Raw genomic sequence first — 20,379 nt, 5'->3', positions numbered from 1 at the left:
CGCCCCACGGTATCCGGCGGCCTCAGGGCAGCCGGGCGACGGTCACGAACTCGTTGTACGTGAACGCCCGCCCCGCGATCCGGGGGAACGGGAAGGAGTACTGCCGCAGCATCGTCAGCCCGAGCTCCCGGCAGGTTTCGGCCGCCTCGGCGAAGCCGACGAACCGGACGTGCGACGCGTCGCTGTCGTACCCGCGCTCCTGCGGGGTGATGAAGACGGCCCGGCCGCCGGAGCGGACGAACGGCAGGTACGACGCGACCACCTCGCGGGCCTGCTCGGCTGGCATGTGTTCGAGCAGATGCGCGGCGAGCACGGAGTCGAACGCGTCTGGACGCGCGTGCTCGCTGCGGAAGAACTCCTCCGTGGTGTACGCCTCCAGCCCTCGCGAGCGGGTGTGCGCCACCGAGGTCGGGTTGTGGTCCACGCCGACCGCTCCGGCCCCCAGATTCACCAGGTTGCGGCCCAACCCGGACCCGACGTCGAGGGTACGGCCGAGGCCGAGTCGCCGCAGGTTCCACCGGTACGGCGCCTGCACGTCCAGGAGTGTCTTCCACCGTGCGCCACTGAGCTGCTGCAACCGGTGAGTATAGTCCTCGCCCTCGGTTCCCGTGGGACCCTGCTGCATCGATGGGCTCCTTCGCGTCGAATTGTTCGCGGGCCCCCGTGCGCGGTGACTGATGCCACGATCGTCTAGCCTAGCGAGGACGTAGCGCTACCTGGATGTGACACATGGTTAACCGGACAGTTCCGTCGGCCGAACCGAGCCCGGCGGCGGCCCGCCCGGCCGACGGGCGGTACGCCCGGCTGTGGCAGGCGGCGCGGGCCACTCTGGACGGGAACTGGGAGCACGACCACACCGTCCCGTCGCGCACCCTCTATCCGCACCAGTGGAGTTGGGACTCGGCGTTCATCGCGATCGGCTGGGCCCACGTCCATCCCGAGCGGGCCTGGTCGGAGTTGTCCAGCCTGTTCGCCGCCCAGTGGCGCGACGGTCGGGTGCCGCACATCGTGTTCAATCCGGCGGTGCCGGCCACCGCGTACTTCCCGGGGCCGCTGTTCTGGGCCTCGACCGAGGTCGAGGGCGCGCCCGCGGTGGCCACCTCGGGCCTGGTCCAGCCGCCGGTGCACGCGCTGGCCGCCTGGCACGCCTACCAACGGGCGCCCTCGCCGCAGGCCCGGGACGCGTTGCGTCGGCTCTATCCCCGGCTGGTGGCGCAGCAGCGCTATCTCGCCACCCACCGGGACGTCGGTGGTGCCGGGCTGGCCGCCGTCGTGCACCCGTGGGAGTCCGGCCTGGACAACAGCCCGGCCTGGGACGACCCGCTGGCCGCGGTGCCCGCCGAGGAGTCGGTCCTGCGGGCGTACCGGCGACGCGACATCGTGCACGCCGCCGCCGCGCACCGGCCCACCGACCTGGACTACGCGCGGTACGTCGCCGTCGTCACCGCCTACCGCGCGGCGGGTTACCGGGACGAGGGGCTGGCCGACCGGCATCCGTTCCTGGTGGAGTGTCCGCTGTTCAACGCCGCGATGGGCGTCGCCGAGCACGCGTTGGCCCGGATCGCCGGGGAGGTCGACGCCGACCCGGGGCCGCACCGGGAGAACGCGGCGCGGATCACCGCAGCCGTGGTGGACCGGCTGTACGACCCGGTCACCGGCACGTTCCGCCCCCGTGACCTGCGCACCGGCCGGTTGACCCCGGCCCGTACGGTGCTCGGGCTGGCCCCGCTGATCCTGCCCGACCTGCCGGCGCGGCAGGTCGAGGCGGTGCTGGCCGAGGCGACCTCGGCGCGCTTCGGTCTGGCCGTCCGGATGGATCGACCGCTGCCCAGCCACGACCGCACCGCGACCGACTTCGAACCGCTGCGCTACTGGCGCGGTCCGAGCTGGATGAACGTGAACTGGCTGGTGCGGCAGGGTCTGCTGGCGCACGGGCAGGACCGGCTCGCGGCCGGCCTGCGGGCGTCGATGATCGAGCTGGTCGAGACCGCCGGGTGTCACGAGTACTTTCACCCGGAGACCGGTGCCGGTCTCGGCTCGGCGGGTTTCGGGTGGACGGCGGCGTTGTTGCTGGACGTGCTGGCCGACTGACCGCCGCCGGGGATGCGCGCGGCGGGTAGCTTTGCGGGCCGGGCCCGGCCCCGGCGCGGCGGTGACGAGCCACCGGCGGTGGGACGGCCTGGACGGACGGAGGGGCGCGATGAGCCGGGACAGCTACGACGAGCAGCTCGACCGACTCACCGGCGTGCTGGCCGCGATGAGTCGGGACGCCAGCGCGGCGATCCGGGGCGCCAGCACCGCCCTGCTCGACGTCGACCGGGGCGCCGCCGACACGGTGATCGCCGCCGACGCGGTCCTCGACCAGCGGCGGGCCGAGGTCGAGGCGATGATCCCGCAGGTGCTGGTCCGGCACCAGCCGGTCGCCTCCGACCTGCGGCTGGTGGTGTGTGCCCTGCGGATCGCCGGCGCCCTGGAGCGGATGGGCGACCTCGCGGTGCACGTCGCCAAGGTGGTCCTGATGCGTTATCCGGTGGGTGTGGTCCCGGAACCGGCGGTCCCGGTGATGACCGAGATGGCCGACGCGGCGGCCCGGATCGCCGACAAGACCGCCGTCGTGCTCGCCACCCGCGACCGGTTGGCCGCGATGCAGCTCGGGCTCGACGACGACGAGGTCGACGCCGCCCAGGAGCGGTTGCTGTCGCAGCTCGTGGCCGGCTGGCCGTACGGGGTGGAGTCCGCCATCGACCTGGCGCTGGTCGGCCGCTACTACGAGCGGTACGCCGACCAGGCGGTCAACGTGGCGCGGCAGGTGGTCTACCTGACGACGGGCACGATCCGGCTCTGACCGGGTCCCATCCCGCTCTGGTCGGGGGTCCCATTCCGGGCATCCGGCACGCCGCCCCCGGAACGTCACATCCCGACTCCGGTCCGGCCACCGGTCGAGCCGCCAAGTTCACTTTTCGTTCACCTGGGTCCGGGAGTCCGGCTACCTGGGCCTCCTACCTTGACTCGCGTACGGCCCGGACGGGCTGATGCACCCCGATAGAGAGGCTTACCTGGTGAACCGCAACGTGCTTTCGCGGCGCGTCCTCGCCGGCGTCGCGCTTGCCGCGCTCGCGCTTACCGGCTGTGGTAGCAATGACAACAGCACGGAGCCGGGCGGTAGCGGCGGCGACAGCGCCTACGCGAACCTGTCCGGCGCGTTGAACGCCTCCGGCGCGAGCTTCCCGGACGCGTATTACCAAGAGGTCATCGAAGAGTTCAAGGGCGTTGCCTCCAACGTCACGGTCACCTACAACGCGACCGGATCCGGCACCGGCAAGAAGCAGTTCGGTGAGGGTCTGGTCGACTTCGCCGGCACCGACAGCCTGGTGAAGGACACCGACGGCGTGGCCGCCGACTCGTTCCTCTACGTGCCGACGGTCGCCGCGCCGATCACGATCTCCTACAACCTCCAGGGCGTGGACAAGCTCCAGCTCAGCCCGGAGACGCTCGCCAAGATCTTCCAGACCGACATCAAGACCTGGGACGACGCCGCCATCAAGGCCGACAACCCGGGTGTCGAGCTGCCCAGCACGCCGATCGTCGTCGCGCACCGCTCGGACGGCTCCGGCACCACCAACAACTTCACCAAGTACCTGGCGGCCGCCGCCGGCTCCACCTGGAAGCTCGGCAGCGGTGACACGGTGGCCTGGCCGGCCAGCACCCAGGGCGGTGAGAAGAACACCGGTGTCGCGCAGATCGTGAAGCAGACCAACGGCGCCGTGGGCTACGTCGACCTGAGCGACGCCAAGGCCACCCAGCTCACCTTCGCCGCCATCAAGAACAAGGACGGCCAGTTCGTCGAGCCGTCGATCGAGGGCACCACCTCCGGCCTGGAGGGTGCCGCGATCGAGGCGGACCTGAGCTACAACCCGCTCGACGCCGCCGGTGCCAGCTCGTACCCGATCACCGCGCCCACCTTCATCATCGTCAAGACCTCGTACGGCGACGCCGCCAAGGCCGAGCTGGTCAAGGGCTTCCTCACCTACCTGCTCAACGAGGGCCAGGAGCTGGCTCCGGAGATCGACTTCGCGCCGCTGCCGGCTTCGCTCAAGGAGAAGGCGCTGGCCCAGGTCGAGAAGATCCAGGGCTGAGCAAATCAAGATCGCTGGGCGTTCCATCCGGGGACGGGATCGACACGATCCCGTCCCCGCCAGGGGTACCTGAGCTGGAGTGAAGATGACCGTGACAACCAAGTCCCCCGACCCCCGGCCGACGCTGGCCCAACGCGGCTCCAGCGCCCTCGGTGACCGGGTCTTCTCCTGGTGGACGCTCGGCACCGGCCTGCTCGTACTGGCCGTCCTCGGGCTGATCCTCATCACCACCGTGACCGAGGCGTGGCCGGCGTTCGACGCGATGGGGCTGCGCTTCATCACCGAGCGGGTCTGGGACCCGAACCCGGCGACCGGTGACGCCATCTTCGGCGCGCTGTCGTTCGCGTACGGCACCGCCGTCTCGTCGCTGATCGCGCTGCTGTTCGCGGTGCCGGTCTCGATCGGCATCGCGCTGTTCCTCACCGAGTTGGCGCCCCGGCGGCTGCGTGCCCCGGCGGTGACCGTGATCGACCTGCTGGCCGCCGTCCCGTCGGTGGTCTTCGGCCTGTGGGGCATCCTGGTCGTCGCGCCGGCACTGGTCCCGGTCTACCAGGGGATCCACAACGTCGTCGGCGGCGTCCCGGTGCTCGGCAGCCTCTTCGGCCCGGTCAGCACCGGTCGCAACTTCATGACCGCCGGCATCATCCTGGCGATCATGGTGACGCCGATCATCACCTCGATCACCCGCGAGGTGTTCGGCACCGTCCCGCGCGCCGACAAGGACGCGGCCCTGGCGCTCGGCGCGACCCGCTGGGAGATGATCCGGGGCGCGGTCTTCCCGCACAGCTTCGGCGGCATCGTCGGCGCGGTGATGCTCGGCCTGGGCCGGGCGATGGGGGAGACCATCGCGGTGGCCCTCGTCATCGGCGGTTCGACCCAGATCACCGCCAACCTGTTCGCCTCCGGCAACACCATGGCCGCGGTCATCGTGCAGCAGTTCGGCGAGTCCACCGGCACCTTCACCGCCGCCCTGATCGGCCTCGGTGTGGTGTTGTTCGCGATGACGGTACTGATCAACGTGCTCGCCCAGGTGGTCGTCCGCCGGGCCGAGGCGCGGATGAAGGGAAGCAGGTAATGACCGTCACCGCACCTCCGGCCCCCCGGGCCGCAGCCGGCGGGCCCGACCTCACCCGGTCGGCCCTGTCCGGCCGTCGGCGGTTCCGCAACCACCTCGCCACGGTGGCCATCTGGACCGCCGTGCTGCTCGCGGTCGTCCCCCTGGCCCTGGTGACCTACGAGGTCATCGTCAAGGGCTCCGGGGTGATGAGCCTGTCCTTCCTGACCGAGGACATCCCGAACTCCTACCGCCGCGACGGCGGCGGCATGTCGGCGGCGATCGTCGGCACGCTGACCATCACCGGCATGGCCGCCCTGATGGCCATCCCGCTCGGCGTCTTCGGCGCGATCTACCTCAACGAGTACGGCAAGCAGAAGCCGTTGGCCCGGATCATCCGGTTGATGGCCGACGTGATGACCGGCGTGCCGTCGATCGTGATGGGCGTGTTCATCTACATCGCCTGGGTACTGGTGATCGGCAAGCAGACCGGTTTCGCCGGCTCGCTGGCGCTGGCCTGCCTGATGCTGCCGGTGGTGATCCGCAGCAGCGAGGAGATGCTCCGACTGGTGCCCGAGGAACTGCGACAGGCGAGCATGGCGCTGGGCGCCCGCAAGTGGCGTACCACGCTCACCGTCGTGCTGCCGGCGGCGATCTCCGGCATCACCAGCGGTTCGCTGCTGGCGGTCGCCCGGGCGGCCGGTGAGACCGCCCCGATCGTCATCGTCACCGGCATCGTCTTCGCGCCGAACTGGAACCTCTTCGACGGCACCAACACCGCGCTGCCCGCGCAGATCTTCCGCAACGCCAGCCAACCCTTCGAGGCGGCCCAGTCCCGGGCCTGGGGTGCCGCCCTGACGCTCATCGTGATCGTGCTCGGCTTCACGATCATCGCCCGACTCATCGCAAGCCGGTTCGCCATCAAGGAGCGCTGACATGGCCAGTAACGACACCGAACTCACCACCCGGCCGTCCGTCGCGGTGCACGCCCCCGGCACCACCGCCGCGGGTACCGTGTCGTCGACCGCACCGGTGATGCAGCTCAACGACGTCAGCGTCTTCTACGGCAGCTACGAGGCCGTCCGGGGCACCTCGATGCCGATCCAGCAGAACCAGGTCACCGCGATGATCGGGCCGTCGGGCTGCGGCAAGTCGACGGTGCTGCGGGCGCTCAACCGGATGAACGACCCGATCCCCGGCGCCCGCGTCGGCGGCGAGGTGCTCTTCCACGGCCAGAACCTGTACGCCAAGGAGGTCGACCCGATCCAGGTCCGCCGCCGGATCGGCATGGTCTTCCAGAAGCCCAACCCGTTCCCCAAGTCCATCTTCGACAACGTCGCGTACGGACTGCGGATCAACGGCATCAAGGGCCGGCTCGACGACCACGTCGAGGAGGCGCTGACCCGGGCCGCGCTCTGGGACGAGGTCAAGGACAAGCTGCGCAAGAGCGCCCTGGCGCTCTCCGGCGGTCAGCAGCAGCGGCTGTGCATCGCCCGGACCATCGCGGTCAAGCCCGAGGTCATCCTCATGGACGAGCCCTGCTCGGCGCTCGACCCGATCGCCACCGCCAAGATCGAGGACCTGATGTTCGAGCTGGCGAGCGACTACACCATCGTCATCGTCACGCACAACATGCAGCAGGCCGCCCGGGTCAGCCACTACACCGCGTTCTTCACCGCCGAGGTGGACGACAAGCAGGTGCGGCACGGCCGGCTGGTCGAGTTCAGCCAGACCGGCAAGCTGTTCACCAACCCCGCAGACAAGCGTACGGAGGACTACATCACCGGCCGCTTCGGCTGAGCCGGAGTGATGGTGCAACGGCGGGCCGCACGCCGTCCTGCCGTGCGGCGGACCGTCCTGCGCGGCGTGTCGACGTCGCGCGGGGCCCGAACCTGAACCGGAGCCGGTGTGCGATGAACATTCTCGTCGAGGCCACCAGGGGTGACCACCGAGCCGACGGGCGATTCGTGCTGCTCGTGGTGGACGACGACGAGAGCGTCGGTGCCGCGTTGGTCGCGCAGTTGGCCGACCATCGCGTACGCGGGCACCACTTCCCGCACGCCGCGGAGGCGCTGCTGGCCACCGGTGCCCTGCAACCCGACGCCGCCGTGGTCGCCGCCGGGCTGGGCACCATGAGCAGTGCCGACCTGGTGCGGCTGCTGGCCGGTCGGGCCGGCATCCCGACCGTGGTCGGGGTGGGCGACGACGACGGAAGCGTGGCCGTGGCCGCGCTCAAGGCGGGTGCCACCGCCGGTGTCCGTCGTCCGTACCGGGCCGAGGAGGTGCTGCCGATCCTGCGGGCCATCCGCCCGGACACCTCCGGCGCGCTCGACCCGCCGATCGAACTCGGCGGGCTGCGGGTGGATCCGGCCACGTTCGAGGTGAGCCTGGACGGCCGGTCGGTCGCCCTGCCGTTGAAGGAGTTCAAGCTGCTCTACTTCTTCATGAGCCACGCCGAGCGCACGGTCACCCGCGAACAGTTGCTCACCGCCGTGTGGGGCGGGGTCCCCGACGACAGCTCCAACACGCTGACCGTGCACATCAAGCGCCTGCGTCGGCGTCTCGCCCTGGACGGGGACCAACCACCGGTGATCGTGACCGTACGCGGCCTGGGCTACCGGTTCGTGCCCGCCGCGGCCCCGGCCGCCCGTCGGACCTCGTGACCGCCCCGGCGCCGCCGCCGTACCCGCCCCCGGCCGGGTGGGCGCCGACCCCGCCGTCGGGGGCGGCACCGGACGGAATGGTCCTGGTGGCGGTGCCGCTGGCGTACGTGTCGCAGGTCGCGCGCCTGTTGGCCGAGCTCGACGCCGGTCAGCGGGCGGGACCGCCGCGCGCCCGGGTCGAGCCTCCGCCCGGCCCACCCACCGCCGACTGGACGGTCGAGGACCTGCGCCGGCTCAGTCGGGGACGCAGCGCCACCCACCGGACCGTGGCCGCGGTGCTCGACGCGCTCGCCGCCGAGCCCGACCGGCTGTTCACCGTGCGGGACCTGGCCCAGGCCACCGGGCGACCGCGTAAGAAGATCGTCGGGGCGATGGCGGGTCTGACCCGACTGTTGAAGGCGCACTACGACTACGCGGGCCGGGGACTTCCGTTCGCCCGGCTGGACGGGCGGCCGGAGGCGCCCCGGGAACTCTGCTACAGCGTGGACGCGCGGCGGGCGGCGCGCTGGCGCGAGGCCCGAGCGCCGTCGGGCTGAGCGCCGTCGGGTACGGGCTGGGTGTTAGCAAGGGTCCCCTGCTATACACCAGGCGTTAGCAGGGGACCCTTCCTTACACCCAGGGCCGGTTTGGGTGGGGGTGGCCGGGGTAATCGGCGCCGTGCGGTTTCCCCTCTTCGTCGCCGCGGTGTCGCGCCGGTCGGGTCTGCCGTCCGACCAGGCCGCGGCCGTGGCCCGCGCGGTGCTGGACACCGTCGTCGAGCGGATGGCGGGCGCGGCGGCGACCGCCGACCCGACCGGGTACCTGCCGGACGAGCTGACCGGTGAGCTGCCCGCCGGATCCGCGCCGACCCGGCCGGTGGAGTTCCTGCGCCGGGTGGCCCAGCGGGCCGGGGTGGACGGGAAGACCGCCTCAGTCGGGGCGGAGGCGGTCTTCGCCACGCTGCGCGAGACCGTCACCGTGGACGAGTTCCGGCATCTGGTGGCACGGCTGCGGACCCCGTCGGCCGGGCCGGTCGACGGGCCCGGCGGCCAGCTGACGTGACGCGGCCGACGGCCGGGGCGGGGGAGTGCCTGCGGCGACTCGGCGCGGGCACGTACCTGCCGTGACGCGGCCGGTCGCCGCATTGCGGGAGTGCCGGCGGTGACTCGGCGCGCGGTGCCAGCCGGACAGACCGGCGCGGGGCCGGGGCGGCGCTCCCTGCCGGTCGGGCGGTCGGCGGCAGCGGATAGGCTGCCGCCGTGGCAGGTCTGTTGAGGAGTATGGCGGCCCGCGTTAGCGCGGTGATCCCGGGTCCCCGGCGTAGTGGGCCGACCCCGGCGAAGACCGCGCGTCCGCGCCAGGTCACCGCGTTGCAACGCCGGGTGCTGTCGTACGCGCCCGAACCGGACGGCCACGCCGACCCGGGGGAGATCGTCTGGACCTGGGTGTCCTACGAGGACGACCCCCGTCAGGGCAAGGATCGCCCGGTGCTGGTGGTCGGACGGCACAGCCGGACGCTGTTCGCGTTGATGCTGTCCAGCCGGAGCGACCGGGACGGCGAGCGGCACTGGCTGGCGCTCGGGCCCGGCGAGTGGGACCGGGAGAAGCGGCCCAGTTGGGTGCGGCTGGACCGGGTGCTGACCATGCGGGAGGACGGCATCCGCCGGGAGGGCGCGGTGTTGGACCGGGCCCGATTCGACCGGGTCGGCCAGGCGTTGCGCGCCGGGTACGGCTGGCAGTGACGTTCCCGCCGGCGCTCAGCCCGATTCGGGGCGGGGGCCGGTGGCCGCGTGCCGGGTGTCCGGCGGCGGGTACGGCTGCTCGGCGAGCAGCCGCGCGAGGTGGGCGCTGTTGAGCGCCAGCGCCGAGGTCGTCCGGCCGGTGGTGTCAGGTTTCGGGCCGGCGTCACGGTAGTCGGTCTTGTGCAGGGCCTCACCGACCCAGTAGGTCGCGCCGGCTGCCGGGCAGGTGAAACCCACCTCGTTGAGGGCCTGCTGGACCTGGCCGATGGTGTGGTGCGCGCCGTCCTCGTTGCCGACCACGGCGACCGCGCCGACCTTGCCGTAGGTGAGCAGCCTGCCCTGCTCGTCGGTCTCGGAGAGTTCGGCGTCCAGCCGTTCCAGCACCATCTTGCAGACGCTGGACGGCTGACCCAGCCAGATCGGCGTGGCGATCACCAGGATCCGCGCGGCGAGCAGCTTCGCCCGGATGTCCGGCCAGCCGTCGCCGTCGCCCTCGTCGGTGGAGACGCCGAACCGGACGTCGTGGTCGGCGACGCGGACCAGGTCACCCTCGACACCCTGCTCGGCGAGGGCGTCGAGGACCTCGCGTCCGAGCGTCTCGGAACTGGAGGGCGCCGGTGAGCGCTTGAGGGTGCAGTTGAGCACCAGGGCCCGGATGTTCGCCACGATCGTCCCTCCGGTCGTCGTTCCGCCTCATCCGGAGTGGGTACCCCACTTCGGGCCGGTCACGCACGGAAGGGTCGGGTCAGCACTCGGCGAGGTGGGGGCTGTCGCGCAGTTCCCGGCGGGCCCGGCCGGCGCCGATGCCCTTGGCCTCGTACATCGCGGCGTCGGCCAGGCCGAGGGCCTCGGTGAGTTGGGTGCCGGTCACCGGTGCGAGGCCGACCGAGGCGGTCACCCGGAGGGTGACGGTGTCCAGCGGGATCGGCGCGGCGAGCATGTCGCAGAGTCGCCGGGTGGCGTGGTCGATCCACCGGCGGTCCACCGTGGGGCTGGCCAGCAGACCGGCGAACTCGTCTCCGCCGAGTCGGGCGACCAGGTTGTCCCCGGCGAAGGTGGCCAGCCGCTCGGCGACGCTGATCAGCACCTGGTCACCGGCGGCGTGCCCGTACCGGTCGTTGATCTGCTTGAAGTCGTCCAGGTCGAGCACCACGGCGACCAGTGGGCGGCCTGCGCAGTCGGTGAGCAGGGTCGCGGCGAGACGGTAGAAGGCACGCCGGTTCGGCAGGCCGGTCAGCGGGTCGTGGCTGGCGGCGTGCCGCTCGGCGGTCAGCTCGGCCTGGAGGCGGCCGATCTCCGTCTCGGCGCGTACGGCGCGACGCCCGAGCTGCCAGGAGGAGAGCAGGGCACCGACGGCGCAGATACCGGACGCGACAGTGAGCGGATCCGGCACGCACCTCTCCCTTCGCCGCGAGCACGTCCCGCGTCCGGCCGACGGGTGTGTGCCAGACACCTCGTTTCCCCTGGTGGCGGCCGGGATCGCGTGACAGAAAGTGAGCGGATGGGCACCGCTCACTTGCGCTATCATGCTCGCTGTCCATTGCAGATGCAATAGCAGATGCACGTGCAGATGAGTGGACTCCATCCCTTTTGCCGCTACCGCTCCTCCCACGGCACCGGCGCCTACCGGAGAGAACCGACGCCACCATGCAGCAGCCGCCGAACGGCGTTCCCGTCGCCCAGTTGCCTCCCCTCGTCTGGCAGAAGAGTCGGCGCAGCAATCCCAGTGGGAACTGCGTCGAACTGGCGGAACTGCCCGAAGGGGCGGGGATCGCCATGCGCAACTCCCGTCACCCGGAGGGGCCGGCGTTGATCTACACCGTGGACGAGATCGCCGCGTTCGTGCTCGGCGCTCGGGACGGGGACTTCGACCATCTGATCGACTGACCCTCCATCCCATCGCTGGGAATCGCCGCACGCGGGATGGAGGTTCACCTCACTGATGGTTCATGGCATGCTTACACGTCGGTCGGACCGGTCCGTCGGTTCGATCGACGACGGCGTGCGGAGGACGGCAGGTGACCATGGTTTCCGCGGAGGAGGGTCCGGCGGCGGGCCCCACCGTGCTGCGGATGCTGCTGGGTGCCCAACTGCGACGGTTGCGTGAGTCGCGCGGGGTCACCCGGGAGAACGCCGGCTGGGAGATCCGTTCCTCCGAGTCGAAGATCAGCCGGATGGAGCTTGGTCGGGTCGGGTTCAAGGAACGCGATGTCGCCGACCTGCTCACGCTCTACGGCGTCACCGCCGACCAGGAGCGCGGCGCGCTGCTCAAGCTGGCCCGGGACGCGAACAACCCGGGCTGGTGGCACCGGTACGGCGACGTACTCCCGTCGTGGTTCCAGTCGTACCTCGGCCTGGAGGCTGCGGCGGCGCTGATCCGCAGCTACGAGGTGCAGTTCGTGCCGGGCCTGTTGCAGACGCGCGAGTACGCCCGCGCCGTGGTGCTGCTCGGGCACGGCCAGGCCTCGCCCGCGGAGATCGACCGTCGGGTGGACCTGCGGATGCGCCGGCAGGAGGTGCTGCACCGGGCTAAGCCGCCCCGGCTCTGGGCGGTGGTCGACGAGGCGGCGCTGCGCCGCCCGATCGGTGGCCCGCAGGTGATGCGGGGCCAGTTGGAGGCCCTGCTCAAGGCCACCCAGACGCCGAACGTCCGGGTGCAGGTCATCCCGTTCGCCGCCGGTGGGCACGCCGCCGCCGGTGGCGCCTTCACCATCCTGCGGTTCGGCGACCAGGACCTGCCGGACATCGTCTACATCGAGCAGTTGACCAGCGCGATCTATCTGGACAAGCGCGAGGACCTCGACTTCTACGCGGTGGCGATGGAGCGGCTCTGTGTCGAGGCCGAGCCGCCGGAGCGTACGGCGGAGATCCTCGAACAGATGATCGCCGACCTCGACCCCAGGTGATCCACCAGAGCCGCTGACGACAGTGCGGCATTGACACCCGGCGAACTGCTGGCTAGTCTCTGGATCGATCCAGTACTGAATCGATCCAGAAGGGCGGAGTCACATGAAACCGACCCTGCGGGCCGTCGCCGATGCGGTGGGCGTCTCGCGCAGCACCGTCTCCAACGCCTACAGCCGCCCCGACCAGCTCTCCAGCGAGCTGCGCGAACGCATCCTGGAGGCCGCCCGGCAGATGGGCTACCCGGGGCCCGACCCGACCGCCCGCTCGTTGCGCCGGGGCTTCGTCGGCGCCATCGGCGTGCTGTTCACCTCGCGGCTGTCGTACGCGTTCACCGACCCCTTCGCGGTCCGGTTCGTCACCGGCGTCGCCGAGGCGGCCGAACGCCACGACAGCAGCCTGCTGTTGGTGCCGCTGCCGCCGGACGCGGCCGGTGCCCGGCGGGCGGTGGAGAACGCCGCCGCCGACGGGTTCTGCGTCTACTGCACCGGTGGCGAGGAGGGCATCCTCGACGCCATCCGGCGCCGTGGGCTGCCCTTCGTCACCACCTCGTCGCGGCCCCGCGCGGACGACCGGTGGGTCGGTATCGACGAGCGGGCCGCCGCGCACTCGGTGGCCGCGCACCTGGTCGACCTCGGCCACCGCCGGGTCGCGTTGCTCGGCCACGACGTCCTGCCGCGCGCCGAGACCGGGCTGCTGCGCGTGGCCGACGTGACCGACGTGCCGCATCCCACCACCCGCGAGCGGCTTGCCGGCTTCGCCGACGCCTTCGCGACGGCCGGCGTGGCCTGGAGCGGGCTGACGGTGCTCACCGCCGCAGACAACACCCGGGATGCCGGGGCCGCCGCGACCCGCGCGCTGGCCCGGATGCCCGAGCCGCCGACGGCGGTGCTGGCCGCCTCCGACGTGCTCGCCCTCGGCGCGCTCGACGCCCTGCGCGAGCAGGGCGAATGGGGACCACAGGTCTCCGTCACCGGCTTCGACGACGTCGCCGAGGCCGCCACCGCCGGTCTGACCACGGTGCGCCAGCCCGCCGAGCAGAAGGGGCGCACCGCCGCCGAACTGCTCCTCGACCCGCCCGAGGACTCCCGAGCGGGTCAGGTCCTGCTGCCCACCACGCTCGTCGTCCGGACCACGTCCGGACCTGTCCCGAGGAGCTGACCGATGGAACAGCCCACCGGCTTCGTGTTCGCCGTCGACGCGGTCACCCGCCACGTCAACTCCGCCCGACCGGACGCGCCGATCCGTCCCGATCCGCCCCGCGCCGCGCGCTTCGCCGCCGGCCGTCGCCGCACCGCCGGAGCACTGCGCCGACTCGCCGACCGGATCCAGCCGGCCCCGCTGCCCGGTCCGACCAACTGCGTCCGATGAGAGCGACCGGTCCGGGTCTGCCCGGACCGGTCGCCGATCGGGCCGCTCGGCTGGTGTGCGGGGCGGTGTAGCAGGCAGACTGGAGACCCATGTCAGCCTTCATTCCCAGCCTGCGGTTGCACGACCGCTACGTGCTGCGCGACCGGATCGGCCTCGGCGGGATGTCCGAGGTCTGGCAGGCCGACGACGAGATCCTCGGCCGACCCGTCGCGGTGAAGGTCCTCGCCGGCTCGTTCGCCGTCGACCCGGACCTGCGGGCCACCCTCCGCCGCGAGGCCCGCGCCGCGGCGCGCCTGGCCCATCCGCACGTCACCCAGGTCTACGACTACGGCGAGGCCGCCCTCGACGGCGGCACCGTGGTGCCGTTCCTGGTGATGGAACTCGTCGACGGGCAGAACCTCGCCGACCGGCTGGCCGACCGCCCGCTGCCCTGGCCCGCAGCCCTGCGCACGGCCGCCCAGGTGGCTGCCGCACTGGCCGCCGCGCACCGCATCGGCGTGGTGCACCGCGACATCAAGCCGGGCAACGTGATGCTCACCGAGACCGGCGCCAAGGTGCTCGACTTCGGCATCGCCGCGCCGGCCGGGCCGCCGCACGCCGGGCCCGGCCCGACCGGCGAGCCGATGATGGGTACGCCCGCGTACACCGCGCCCGAACGGTTCGGCGCCGGCGCTCCGGACCCGGCCAGCGACGTGTACGCCCTCGGCGCGCTGCTCTACCGCACCGTCACCGGTGAGCCCCCGCTGCCCGTGCACAGCTGGGAGGACGCCCTGGTGGTGCACGCCAACCGTCGTCCGGTGCCGCCGCCGCGCGTACCCGGGCTGCCGGCCGACATGGCCGACCTGATGCTGGCCTGCCTCGATCCCGATCCGGCACGCCGCCCCACTGCGGGTCAACTGGCGACGCGGTTCGCTTCCGGCGCGAGCGGAGGGGCGTCGTCGGCCACCACCGTGCTGCCGATCGTCACCACCGCCGCAGGCCCCGACGCGGCGGACCCGCCCAGCGGGGCCCGTGCGGCGGCCGCCGCGCACCCGGCGACGCTCGTCGACCGGACCGGCACCTGGTCGGCGACAGCCCGACCACCCTCCGGCGCCCGGTCCACGCCCGACGGTCCGGCCCGGAGCGTCCCCGGCCGCCCCCGGCGTCCCCGTCGACCGGTCGGGGCACTGGTCGCGACCGGGCTGCTCCTGGTGGTCGGCGTCGGCACGGCGGTCGCCGTCAGCGGTGGCGACGAGGGGGTGCCGGCGGCCACGCCCAGCACCGCACCGGCGGCCCCGCCGCCGACCTCCTCGGCCCCGGCCACGTCGGCCGCCCCACGCCCCAGCCCCACGCCGTCGACCGGCCGTCCCGAGCCGGTGAACCTGCGACAGACCGCCGGCGAACTCATCGCCCTGCTGACCGAGGGCCAGTTCACCGGCGACATCGACCGCAAGGTCGCCGACCGGCTGCGCAAGGACCTGGCCGAACTCGCCACCGGCAAGCCCAAGGACCGCGAGAAGCGGATCGAGAAACTGCGCGACCGCCTCGACGACGAGGTGGATCGAGGCCGCGTCCCGGCCGACTTCGCCGACCGCCTGGAGCGTCTGCTCGACCAGGTCGAGGACTCACTCGACGACGAGGACGACGACGACTGACCGGTCTCAGGTGAGGATGGCCCGGACGAACTCGCCCGGCGCCGTGCCCGCACGGGCCAGCACCGCGCCGTCGGATGCCCAGATCGCCGAGCGCCCGGCGGTCTCCCCAAAACCACCGCCGGTCGGCCCCGCGCAGCTCGCGACCGCCACCACCACTCGGTGTGTGGTGGCGATCCGCAGCGCCCGCTCGTCCTGGACCGCCGCGTCGGCCGGGTGGTCGACGACCGACGCGACGTAGATGTCGACGCCGAGCGCGCAGGTCCGGGCGGCGTGCTCCGGAACGCCGGTGTCCTTGCAGACGGCCAGGCCCAGCCGCCAGCCGTCGACGGTCAGCACGACCGGTTCCGGGCCGGGCGTGAACCGCCGCGCCTCGACCGGGCCGAGCGACATCTTCCGGTACGCCACGCGCGCGCCGGTGTGGTCCACCGCGAGGGTGGCGATGTGCTCACCGGCCACCGGCGCGCCGGCCAGCGCCAGCGTCCCCGTCTGCGCGCACGCCTCGACGAGCGGTGTCAGCCGTGGGTCGGCCGGGTCGAGCGTCGGCGCGTCCAGTTCGTACCCGGTCAGCGAGAGCTCGGGGAAGACCACCACCCGGGAGGCCGCGGCCCGGACCAGCGCAGCGTGTGCCGACACGTTCGCCTCGACGTCATAGGCCACGCAGGACGGCTGGGTGACGGCGATCCGCAGCGGGCTGCGCGCTGGTGTGCCACTCATGCCGAGTAGCCTAGGGGCCGATCCTTGCCGGATCGACGGGTGATTGTGCGATTCTCAGCTTGAGTTCGTAGCGTGTGGGCCATGATTCATGCCCCGCAGGCTCCGTCTGTCGCCGACGTCGTCGGCCAGTCCGCACCACCCGAGGACGGCCTGGTCGGCCTGGTGACCGACCTGATGGAGCGGCTCGGTGCCCCGGGGGCGGGGCTGGCCGTGGCGTTGGAGAACCTCTTCCCGCCCATCCCCAGCGAGGTGATCCTGCCGCTCGCCGGTTTCGTCGCCGCACAGGGGCGGATGAGCCTGGCCGGGGCGATCTTCTGGACCACCCTCGGGTCGGTGGTGGGTGCCCTGGCGCTCTATTGGATCGGTGCGGCGCTGGGCCGGGAACGGACCCGGGCGATCGCGGCCAAGCTGCCGTTGGTCAAGCTCAGCGACGTCGACCGGACCGAGGAGTGGTTCCTCCGGCACGGCGTCAAGGCCGTCTTCTTCGGCCGGATGATTCCGATCTTCCGCAGCATGATCTCCATCCCGGCCGGCGTGGAACGGATGCCGCTGCTGACCTTCACGCTCTACACCACGCTGGGCAGCCTGATCTGGAACACCACGTTCGTGATGGCCGGATACCTGCTCGGCGACAACTGGCACCTGGTCGAGGGGTACGCCGGCATCCTGCAGAAGGTGGTCATCGTGGCCTGCCTCGCCGGGCTGGTGTGGTTCGTGGTCACCCGGTTGCGGCGCTCCCGCCGTGCCGGCGGGCTGCGTGCCAACGACACCGCCTCCGCCGTGGCCGAGGCGGCGACGACCGGGACACCCGACCCGGAGGGGCGGGGCACCATCTACCGCAGCGCCTGGGCCGACGACCGGCCGGTGACGGAGCAGCGCGCCTGGGCCGACGAGCCCCCGGTGGCGGACCAGCGGGCCTGGACGAACGACCGGCCGGCGGCGGGCCAGGCCGGTGGTTGGGCCGAGAACCAGCCGGCGGGCCAGCAGGGCGGTTGGGCGGAGAACCAGCCGGCGGGCCAGCATGGTGGTTGGGCGGAGAATCAGCCGGTGGCGGGCCAGCACGGCGGCTGGGGGAGCGACCGGGCCGTGGCCAACCAGCGGGCCTGGGCCGACGGGCCTCCGGTGGCCGACCAGCGGGCCTGGGCGGACGACCGGCCGGTGGCGGGCCAGCACGGCGGGTGGGCCGAGAACCAACCCGGGGCGGATCAGCACGGCGGCTGGGGCAACGATCGGCCCGGTACCGACCAACGCGCCTGGGCCGACGAGCGGCCGGTGGCGGACCAGGGACGCCCGGACCAGTCGGGACACCGCTGGTGAGCGGCGAGCCGCAGGGCTGGGCCGAGCAGACCGGGGTGGTCGCGCTGCCCGGCGGCGTACGGGTGCGGGGGCGGCGCATCGCGGATCCGGCGACCCCGGCCGACTTCAGTCTGCTGCTGGCGCCCGGGCCGACGCCCCGATGGGCGCACCGGCGGGTGCGCTGGCCCGACTTCTGGGTGCCGGTGGACCGGGCGGATGCCCTGGACGCCCTGCGGGAGGCGCTGCGCCGGGGGTACGCGGGCGAGCGGGTGGAGGTGGCCTGCCGGGGTGGTACGGGTCGGACCGGCACCGCGTTGGCGGCGCTGGCGATCCTCGACGGGTTGCCCGCCGAGCAGGCGGTGGACTGGGTACGGGCCGCCTACCGGCCCCGCGCGGTCGAGACCCCCTGGCAACGTCGCTGGCTGCGTCGCCTGACCTGACGCACCCGCCCGACGGCGAGGCACCGCGCGGGCACCTCCGCCTGACGACGAGACACCTGACGACGAGACACCTGACGTCCCTGCCCGGCACGACCGTGCCGGGCAGGGAGGTGGCCGTCAGCGGGCGACGTACTCGCGCAGGTGCCGGGCAGTGAGGGTGTCGCCGTGCGCGACCAGGTCGGCGGGGGTGCCGGTGAAGACGATCCGCCCGCCGTCGTGACCGGCACCCGGCCCCAGGTCGATCAGCCAGTCCGCGTGCGCCATCACCGCCTGGTGGTGCTCGATGACGATCACCGTGTTGCCGGCGTCGACGAGCCGGTCGAGCAGGGCCAGCAACTGGTCCACGTCGGCCAGGTGCAGGCCGGTCGTCGGCTCGTCCAGCACGTACGTGCCGGCCTTCTCGGCCATGTGGATGGCCAACTTGAGTCGTTGCCGTTCACCGCCGGAGAGGGTGTTCAGCGGCTGGCCCAGGGTGAGGTAGCTCAGCCCCACGTCGGCGAGCCGGTCCAGGACCACCCGGGCGGCACCGCCGGGGAAGAAGTCCTGCGCCTCGCTGACCGACATGCCGAGCACCTCGCTGATGGTGCGACCGCGCAGCCGGTAGGTCAGCACCTCGTCGGTGAAGCGGCGGCCCTCGCAGCGTTCGCAGACCGAGGCGACGCCGGCCATCATCGCCAGGTCGGTGTAGACCAGCCCGATGCCCTTGCAGGTCGGGCAGGCGCCCTCGGAGTTGGCGCTGAACAGTGCCGCCTTCACCCCGTTGGCCTTGGCGAAGGCGGTGCGTACCGGGTCGAGCAGGCCGGTGTACGTGGCCGGGTTGCTGCGCCGTGAACCCCGGATCGGCGCCTGGTCGACCACGACCACCCCGTCCCGGCGGTGCAGCGAGCCGTGTACCAGGGAACTCTTGCCCGAGCCGGCCACCCCGGTCACGACGGTCAGCACACCGAGCGGGACGTCCACGCTGACGTCGCGCAGGTTGTGCAGGTCGGCGTGGCGGATGGCGAGCTGCCCGGTGGGGGTACGGACCTGCTCGCGCAGGCGTACCCGGTGGTCGAGGTGGCGGCCGGTGCGAGTGTCGGAGCGCCGCAGTCCGGCGACGTCGCCGGTGTAGCAGATCCGGCCACCGGCGCTGCCCGCTCCCGGACCGAGGTCGATCACGTGGTCGGCGATCGCGATGGTCTCCGGCTTGTGCTCGACGACGAGGACCGTGTTGCCCTTGTCCCGCAGTCGCAGCAGCAGGTCGTTCATCCGGGCGATGTCGTGCGGGTGCAGGCCGACGGTGGGTTCGTCGAAGACGTACGTGATGTCGGAGAGGCTGGACCCGAGGTGCCGGACCATCTTGACCCGTTGCGCCTCGCCGCCGGAGAGGGTGGCCGACTCCCGGTCGAGGCTGAGATAGCCCAGACCGATCTCGACCAGCGAGTCCAGCAGTTCCCGCAGGTTCCCGGTCAACGGGGCGACCGAGGAGTCCTCGATGCCCCGGACGAACGCGGCGAGGTCGCTGATCTGCATGGCGGCGCACTCGGCGATGTTGCGCCCGGCGATGCGGGAGGAGAGCGCGGCGGCGTTGAGCCGGGTGCCGTCGCAGTCGGGACAGGTGGTGAAGGTGACCGCCCGGTCGACGAAGGCGCGGATGTGCGGCTGCATCGACTCGCGGTCCTTGGCCAGGTAGAGCTGGCGCACCTTGACGATCAGACCCTCGTACGTGAGGTTCGTGCCGCCCACCTTGATCTTCGTGGCCGGTTTGCGTAGCAGGTCCTCCCACTGCTGCGGGGTGAAGTCCTGGAGCTTGACGTCCGGGTCGAACAGGCCGGAGCCGACGATGGTCTGCCAGTACCAGGTGTCGACCGCGAAGTTCGGCACGGTGACGGCGCCGTCGTTGAGGGACTTCTCCACGTCCACGAGTTCGTTGACGTCGAGGTCGGAGACGCGGCCCAGGCCCTCGCAGGCGGGGCACATGCCCTCGGTCAGGTTGAAGCTGAACGCCCCGGCGCCGCCGACGTGTGGGGTGCCGAGCCGGCTGAACACGATGCGCAGCATCGCGTACGCGTCGGTGGCGGTGCCGACGGTCGAACGGGAGTTGGCGCCCATCCGCTCCTGGTCCACCACGATCGCCGGGGTGAGGTTGCGCAGCGAGTCCACGTCCGGCCGGGAGAGGTTGGGCATGAACGACTGGAGGAACGCGCTGTAGGTCTCGTTGATCATACGTTGCGACTCGGCGGCGATGGTGCCGAAGACCAGCGACGACTTACCGGATCCGGAGACGCCGGTGAAGACGGTCAGTCGACGCTTCGGGATGTCGACCGAGACGGAGTCGAGGTTGTTCTCCCGGGCTCCGCGTACCTCGATCACGTCGTGACTGTCGGCGGCGGACCGTGCTGGCTGCTGCATGCGAACCCTTCGCGAGATCGTGGACGGACTCCCGCCCCGGAAAGGAGGAGCTGGG

At 72.1% G+C, this 20,379-nt stretch carries 21 protein-coding genes and 1 pseudogene; 17 read left to right on the top strand and 5 right to left on the bottom strand.

Annotated elements, in window-relative coordinates; translation table 11 throughout:
• Positions 1-22: 22 nt before the first annotated feature.
• Entirely contained in the window at positions 23-625 is a 603-nt protein-coding gene (locus ACWDVW_RS16665; protein ID WP_449949373.1) for a class I SAM-dependent methyltransferase, read from the bottom strand.
• A 104-nt stretch (positions 626-729) separates the two neighbouring features.
• On the opposite strand from ACWDVW_RS16665, the gene ACWDVW_RS16660 reads away from it, so the two are divergent.
• The 10 genes from ACWDVW_RS16660 (at position 730) to ACWDVW_RS16615 (ending at position 9,574) form a co-directional block, all read left to right on the top strand.
• A complete protein-coding gene (locus ACWDVW_RS16660; protein ID WP_449949370.1) occupies positions 730-2,091 on the top strand; it encodes an MGH1-like glycoside hydrolase domain-containing protein in 1,362 nt (453 codons plus the stop codon).
• A 109-nt stretch (positions 2,092-2,200) separates the two neighbouring features.
• Positions 2,201-2,845, top strand: coding sequence for a phosphate signaling complex protein PhoU (gene phoU / locus ACWDVW_RS16655; RefSeq protein WP_396745631.1), 645 nt, complete (start codon positions 2,201-2,203; stop codon positions 2,843-2,845).
• Between the two features lie 214 nt (positions 2,846-3,059).
• Positions 3,060-4,136 carry a phosphate ABC transporter substrate-binding protein PstS gene (gene pstS / locus ACWDVW_RS16650; RefSeq protein ID WP_449949366.1) on the top strand — a complete coding sequence of 359 codons (1,077 nt, stop codon included), beginning with the start codon at positions 3,060-3,062 and terminating at the stop codon, positions 4,134-4,136.
• A gap of 85 nt (positions 4,137-4,221) precedes the next feature.
• On the top strand, positions 4,222-5,211 hold the full coding sequence (pstC, locus tag ACWDVW_RS16645) for a phosphate ABC transporter permease subunit PstC (RefSeq protein WP_449949363.1): 990 nt from the start codon (positions 4,222-4,224) through the stop codon (positions 5,209-5,211).
• The gene (pstA, locus tag ACWDVW_RS16640; protein ID WP_396745640.1) at positions 5,211-6,125 is read left to right on the top strand and encodes a phosphate ABC transporter permease PstA; all 915 of its coding nucleotides are present in this window, start codon (positions 5,211-5,213) and stop codon (positions 6,123-6,125) included. The genes pstC and pstA overlap by 1 nt, the downstream gene beginning before the upstream one ends.
• Before the next feature lies 1 nt (position 6,126).
• Entirely contained in the window at positions 6,127-6,990 is an 864-nt protein-coding gene (gene pstB / locus ACWDVW_RS16635) for a phosphate ABC transporter ATP-binding protein PstB (protein WP_396745643.1), read from the top strand.
• Positions 6,991-7,103: 113 nt separating this feature from the next.
• Positions 7,104-7,853: a winged helix-turn-helix transcriptional regulator gene (locus tag ACWDVW_RS16630; protein WP_449949359.1), complete on the top strand. Its 750-nt coding sequence runs from the start codon at positions 7,104-7,106 to the stop codon at positions 7,851-7,853.
• Positions 7,850-8,389, top strand: coding sequence for a hypothetical protein (locus ACWDVW_RS16625; protein ID WP_449949356.1), 540 nt, complete (start codon positions 7,850-7,852; stop codon positions 8,387-8,389). The genes ACWDVW_RS16630 and ACWDVW_RS16625 overlap by 4 nt, the downstream gene beginning before the upstream one ends.
• A 121-nt stretch (positions 8,390-8,510) precedes the next feature.
• Entirely contained in the window at positions 8,511-8,894 is a 384-nt protein-coding gene (locus ACWDVW_RS16620) for a DUF2267 domain-containing protein (protein WP_449949353.1), read from the top strand.
• 197 nt (positions 8,895-9,091) lie between these two features.
• Complete coding sequence (locus ACWDVW_RS16615; RefSeq protein ID WP_449949350.1) at positions 9,092-9,574, top strand: type II toxin-antitoxin system PemK/MazF family toxin; 483 nt, start codon at positions 9,092-9,094, stop codon at positions 9,572-9,574.
• A gap of 15 nt (positions 9,575-9,589) precedes the next feature.
• Here ACWDVW_RS16615 and ACWDVW_RS16610 read toward each other — a convergent pair whose 3' ends face one another.
• Positions 9,590-10,240, bottom strand: coding sequence for a flavodoxin family protein (locus ACWDVW_RS16610; protein ID WP_449949347.1), 651 nt, complete (start codon positions 10,238-10,240; stop codon positions 9,590-9,592).
• A gap of 79 nt (positions 10,241-10,319) precedes the next feature.
• Positions 10,320-10,967: a GGDEF domain-containing protein gene (locus ACWDVW_RS16605; RefSeq protein WP_449949344.1), complete on the bottom strand. Its 648-nt coding sequence runs from the start codon at positions 10,965-10,967 to the stop codon at positions 10,320-10,322.
• A gap of 254 nt (positions 10,968-11,221) precedes the next feature.
• Here ACWDVW_RS16605 and ACWDVW_RS16600 point away from each other — a divergent pair, with 254 nt between their 5' ends.
• From ACWDVW_RS16600 to ACWDVW_RS16580, 5 genes are all read left to right on the top strand, one after another.
• Positions 11,222-11,461, top strand: coding sequence for a DUF397 domain-containing protein (locus ACWDVW_RS16600; RefSeq protein ID WP_350694131.1), 240 nt, complete (start codon positions 11,222-11,224; stop codon positions 11,459-11,461).
• 137 nt (positions 11,462-11,598) lie between these two features.
• Positions 11,599-12,480: a helix-turn-helix domain-containing protein gene (locus tag ACWDVW_RS16595; RefSeq protein ID WP_449949531.1), complete on the top strand. Its 882-nt coding sequence runs from the start codon at positions 11,599-11,601 to the stop codon at positions 12,478-12,480.
• Positions 12,481-12,583: 103 nt separating this feature from the next.
• A complete protein-coding gene (locus ACWDVW_RS16590) occupies positions 12,584-13,639 on the top strand; it encodes a LacI family DNA-binding transcriptional regulator (RefSeq protein WP_449949340.1) in 1,056 nt (351 codons plus the stop codon).
• A 3-nt stretch (positions 13,640-13,642) separates the two neighbouring features.
• Positions 13,643-13,849 (top strand): hypothetical protein, encoded by a 207-nt coding sequence (locus ACWDVW_RS16585; RefSeq protein ID WP_449949337.1) that lies wholly within the window; start codon positions 13,643-13,645, stop codon positions 13,847-13,849.
• A gap of 89 nt (positions 13,850-13,938) precedes the next feature.
• Positions 13,939-15,483, top strand: a complete 1,545-nt coding sequence (locus ACWDVW_RS16580; RefSeq protein ID WP_449949334.1) for a serine/threonine-protein kinase — start codon at positions 13,939-13,941, stop codon at positions 15,481-15,483.
• A gap of 6 nt (positions 15,484-15,489) precedes the next feature.
• Here the strand turns inward: ACWDVW_RS16580 and ACWDVW_RS16575 are convergent, their stop codons facing one another.
• On the bottom strand, positions 15,490-16,197 hold the full coding sequence (locus ACWDVW_RS16575) for a carbon-nitrogen hydrolase family protein (protein ID WP_449949331.1): 708 nt from the start codon (positions 16,195-16,197) through the stop codon (positions 15,490-15,492).
• A gap of 81 nt (positions 16,198-16,278) precedes the next feature.
• Between ACWDVW_RS16575 and ACWDVW_RS16570 the strand changes: the two are divergent.
• Together ACWDVW_RS16570 and ACWDVW_RS16565 are read left to right on the top strand one after the other, a co-directional pair.
• Positions 16,279-17,064 (top strand): annotated as a pseudogene (locus tag ACWDVW_RS16570) (DedA family protein); the annotation flags it as partial.
• 446 nt (positions 17,065-17,510) lie between these two features.
• Positions 17,511-17,933, top strand: coding sequence for a protein-tyrosine phosphatase family protein (locus tag ACWDVW_RS16565; protein WP_449949329.1), 423 nt, complete (start codon positions 17,511-17,513; stop codon positions 17,931-17,933).
• A 117-nt stretch (positions 17,934-18,050) separates the two neighbouring features.
• Here ACWDVW_RS16565 and ACWDVW_RS16560 read toward each other — a convergent pair whose 3' ends face one another.
• The gene (locus ACWDVW_RS16560) at positions 18,051-20,324 is read right to left on the bottom strand and encodes an ATP-binding cassette domain-containing protein (RefSeq protein ID WP_449949326.1); all 2,274 of its coding nucleotides are present in this window, start codon (positions 20,322-20,324) and stop codon (positions 18,051-18,053) included.
• Positions 20,325-20,379: the final 55 nt, after the last annotated feature.

The sequence above is a fragment of the Micromonospora sp. NPDC003241 genome, from assembly GCF_053589795.1.
Note: the sequence above shows the minus strand (reverse complement) of the source record. Positions and strands in the feature narration are given on the sequence as shown.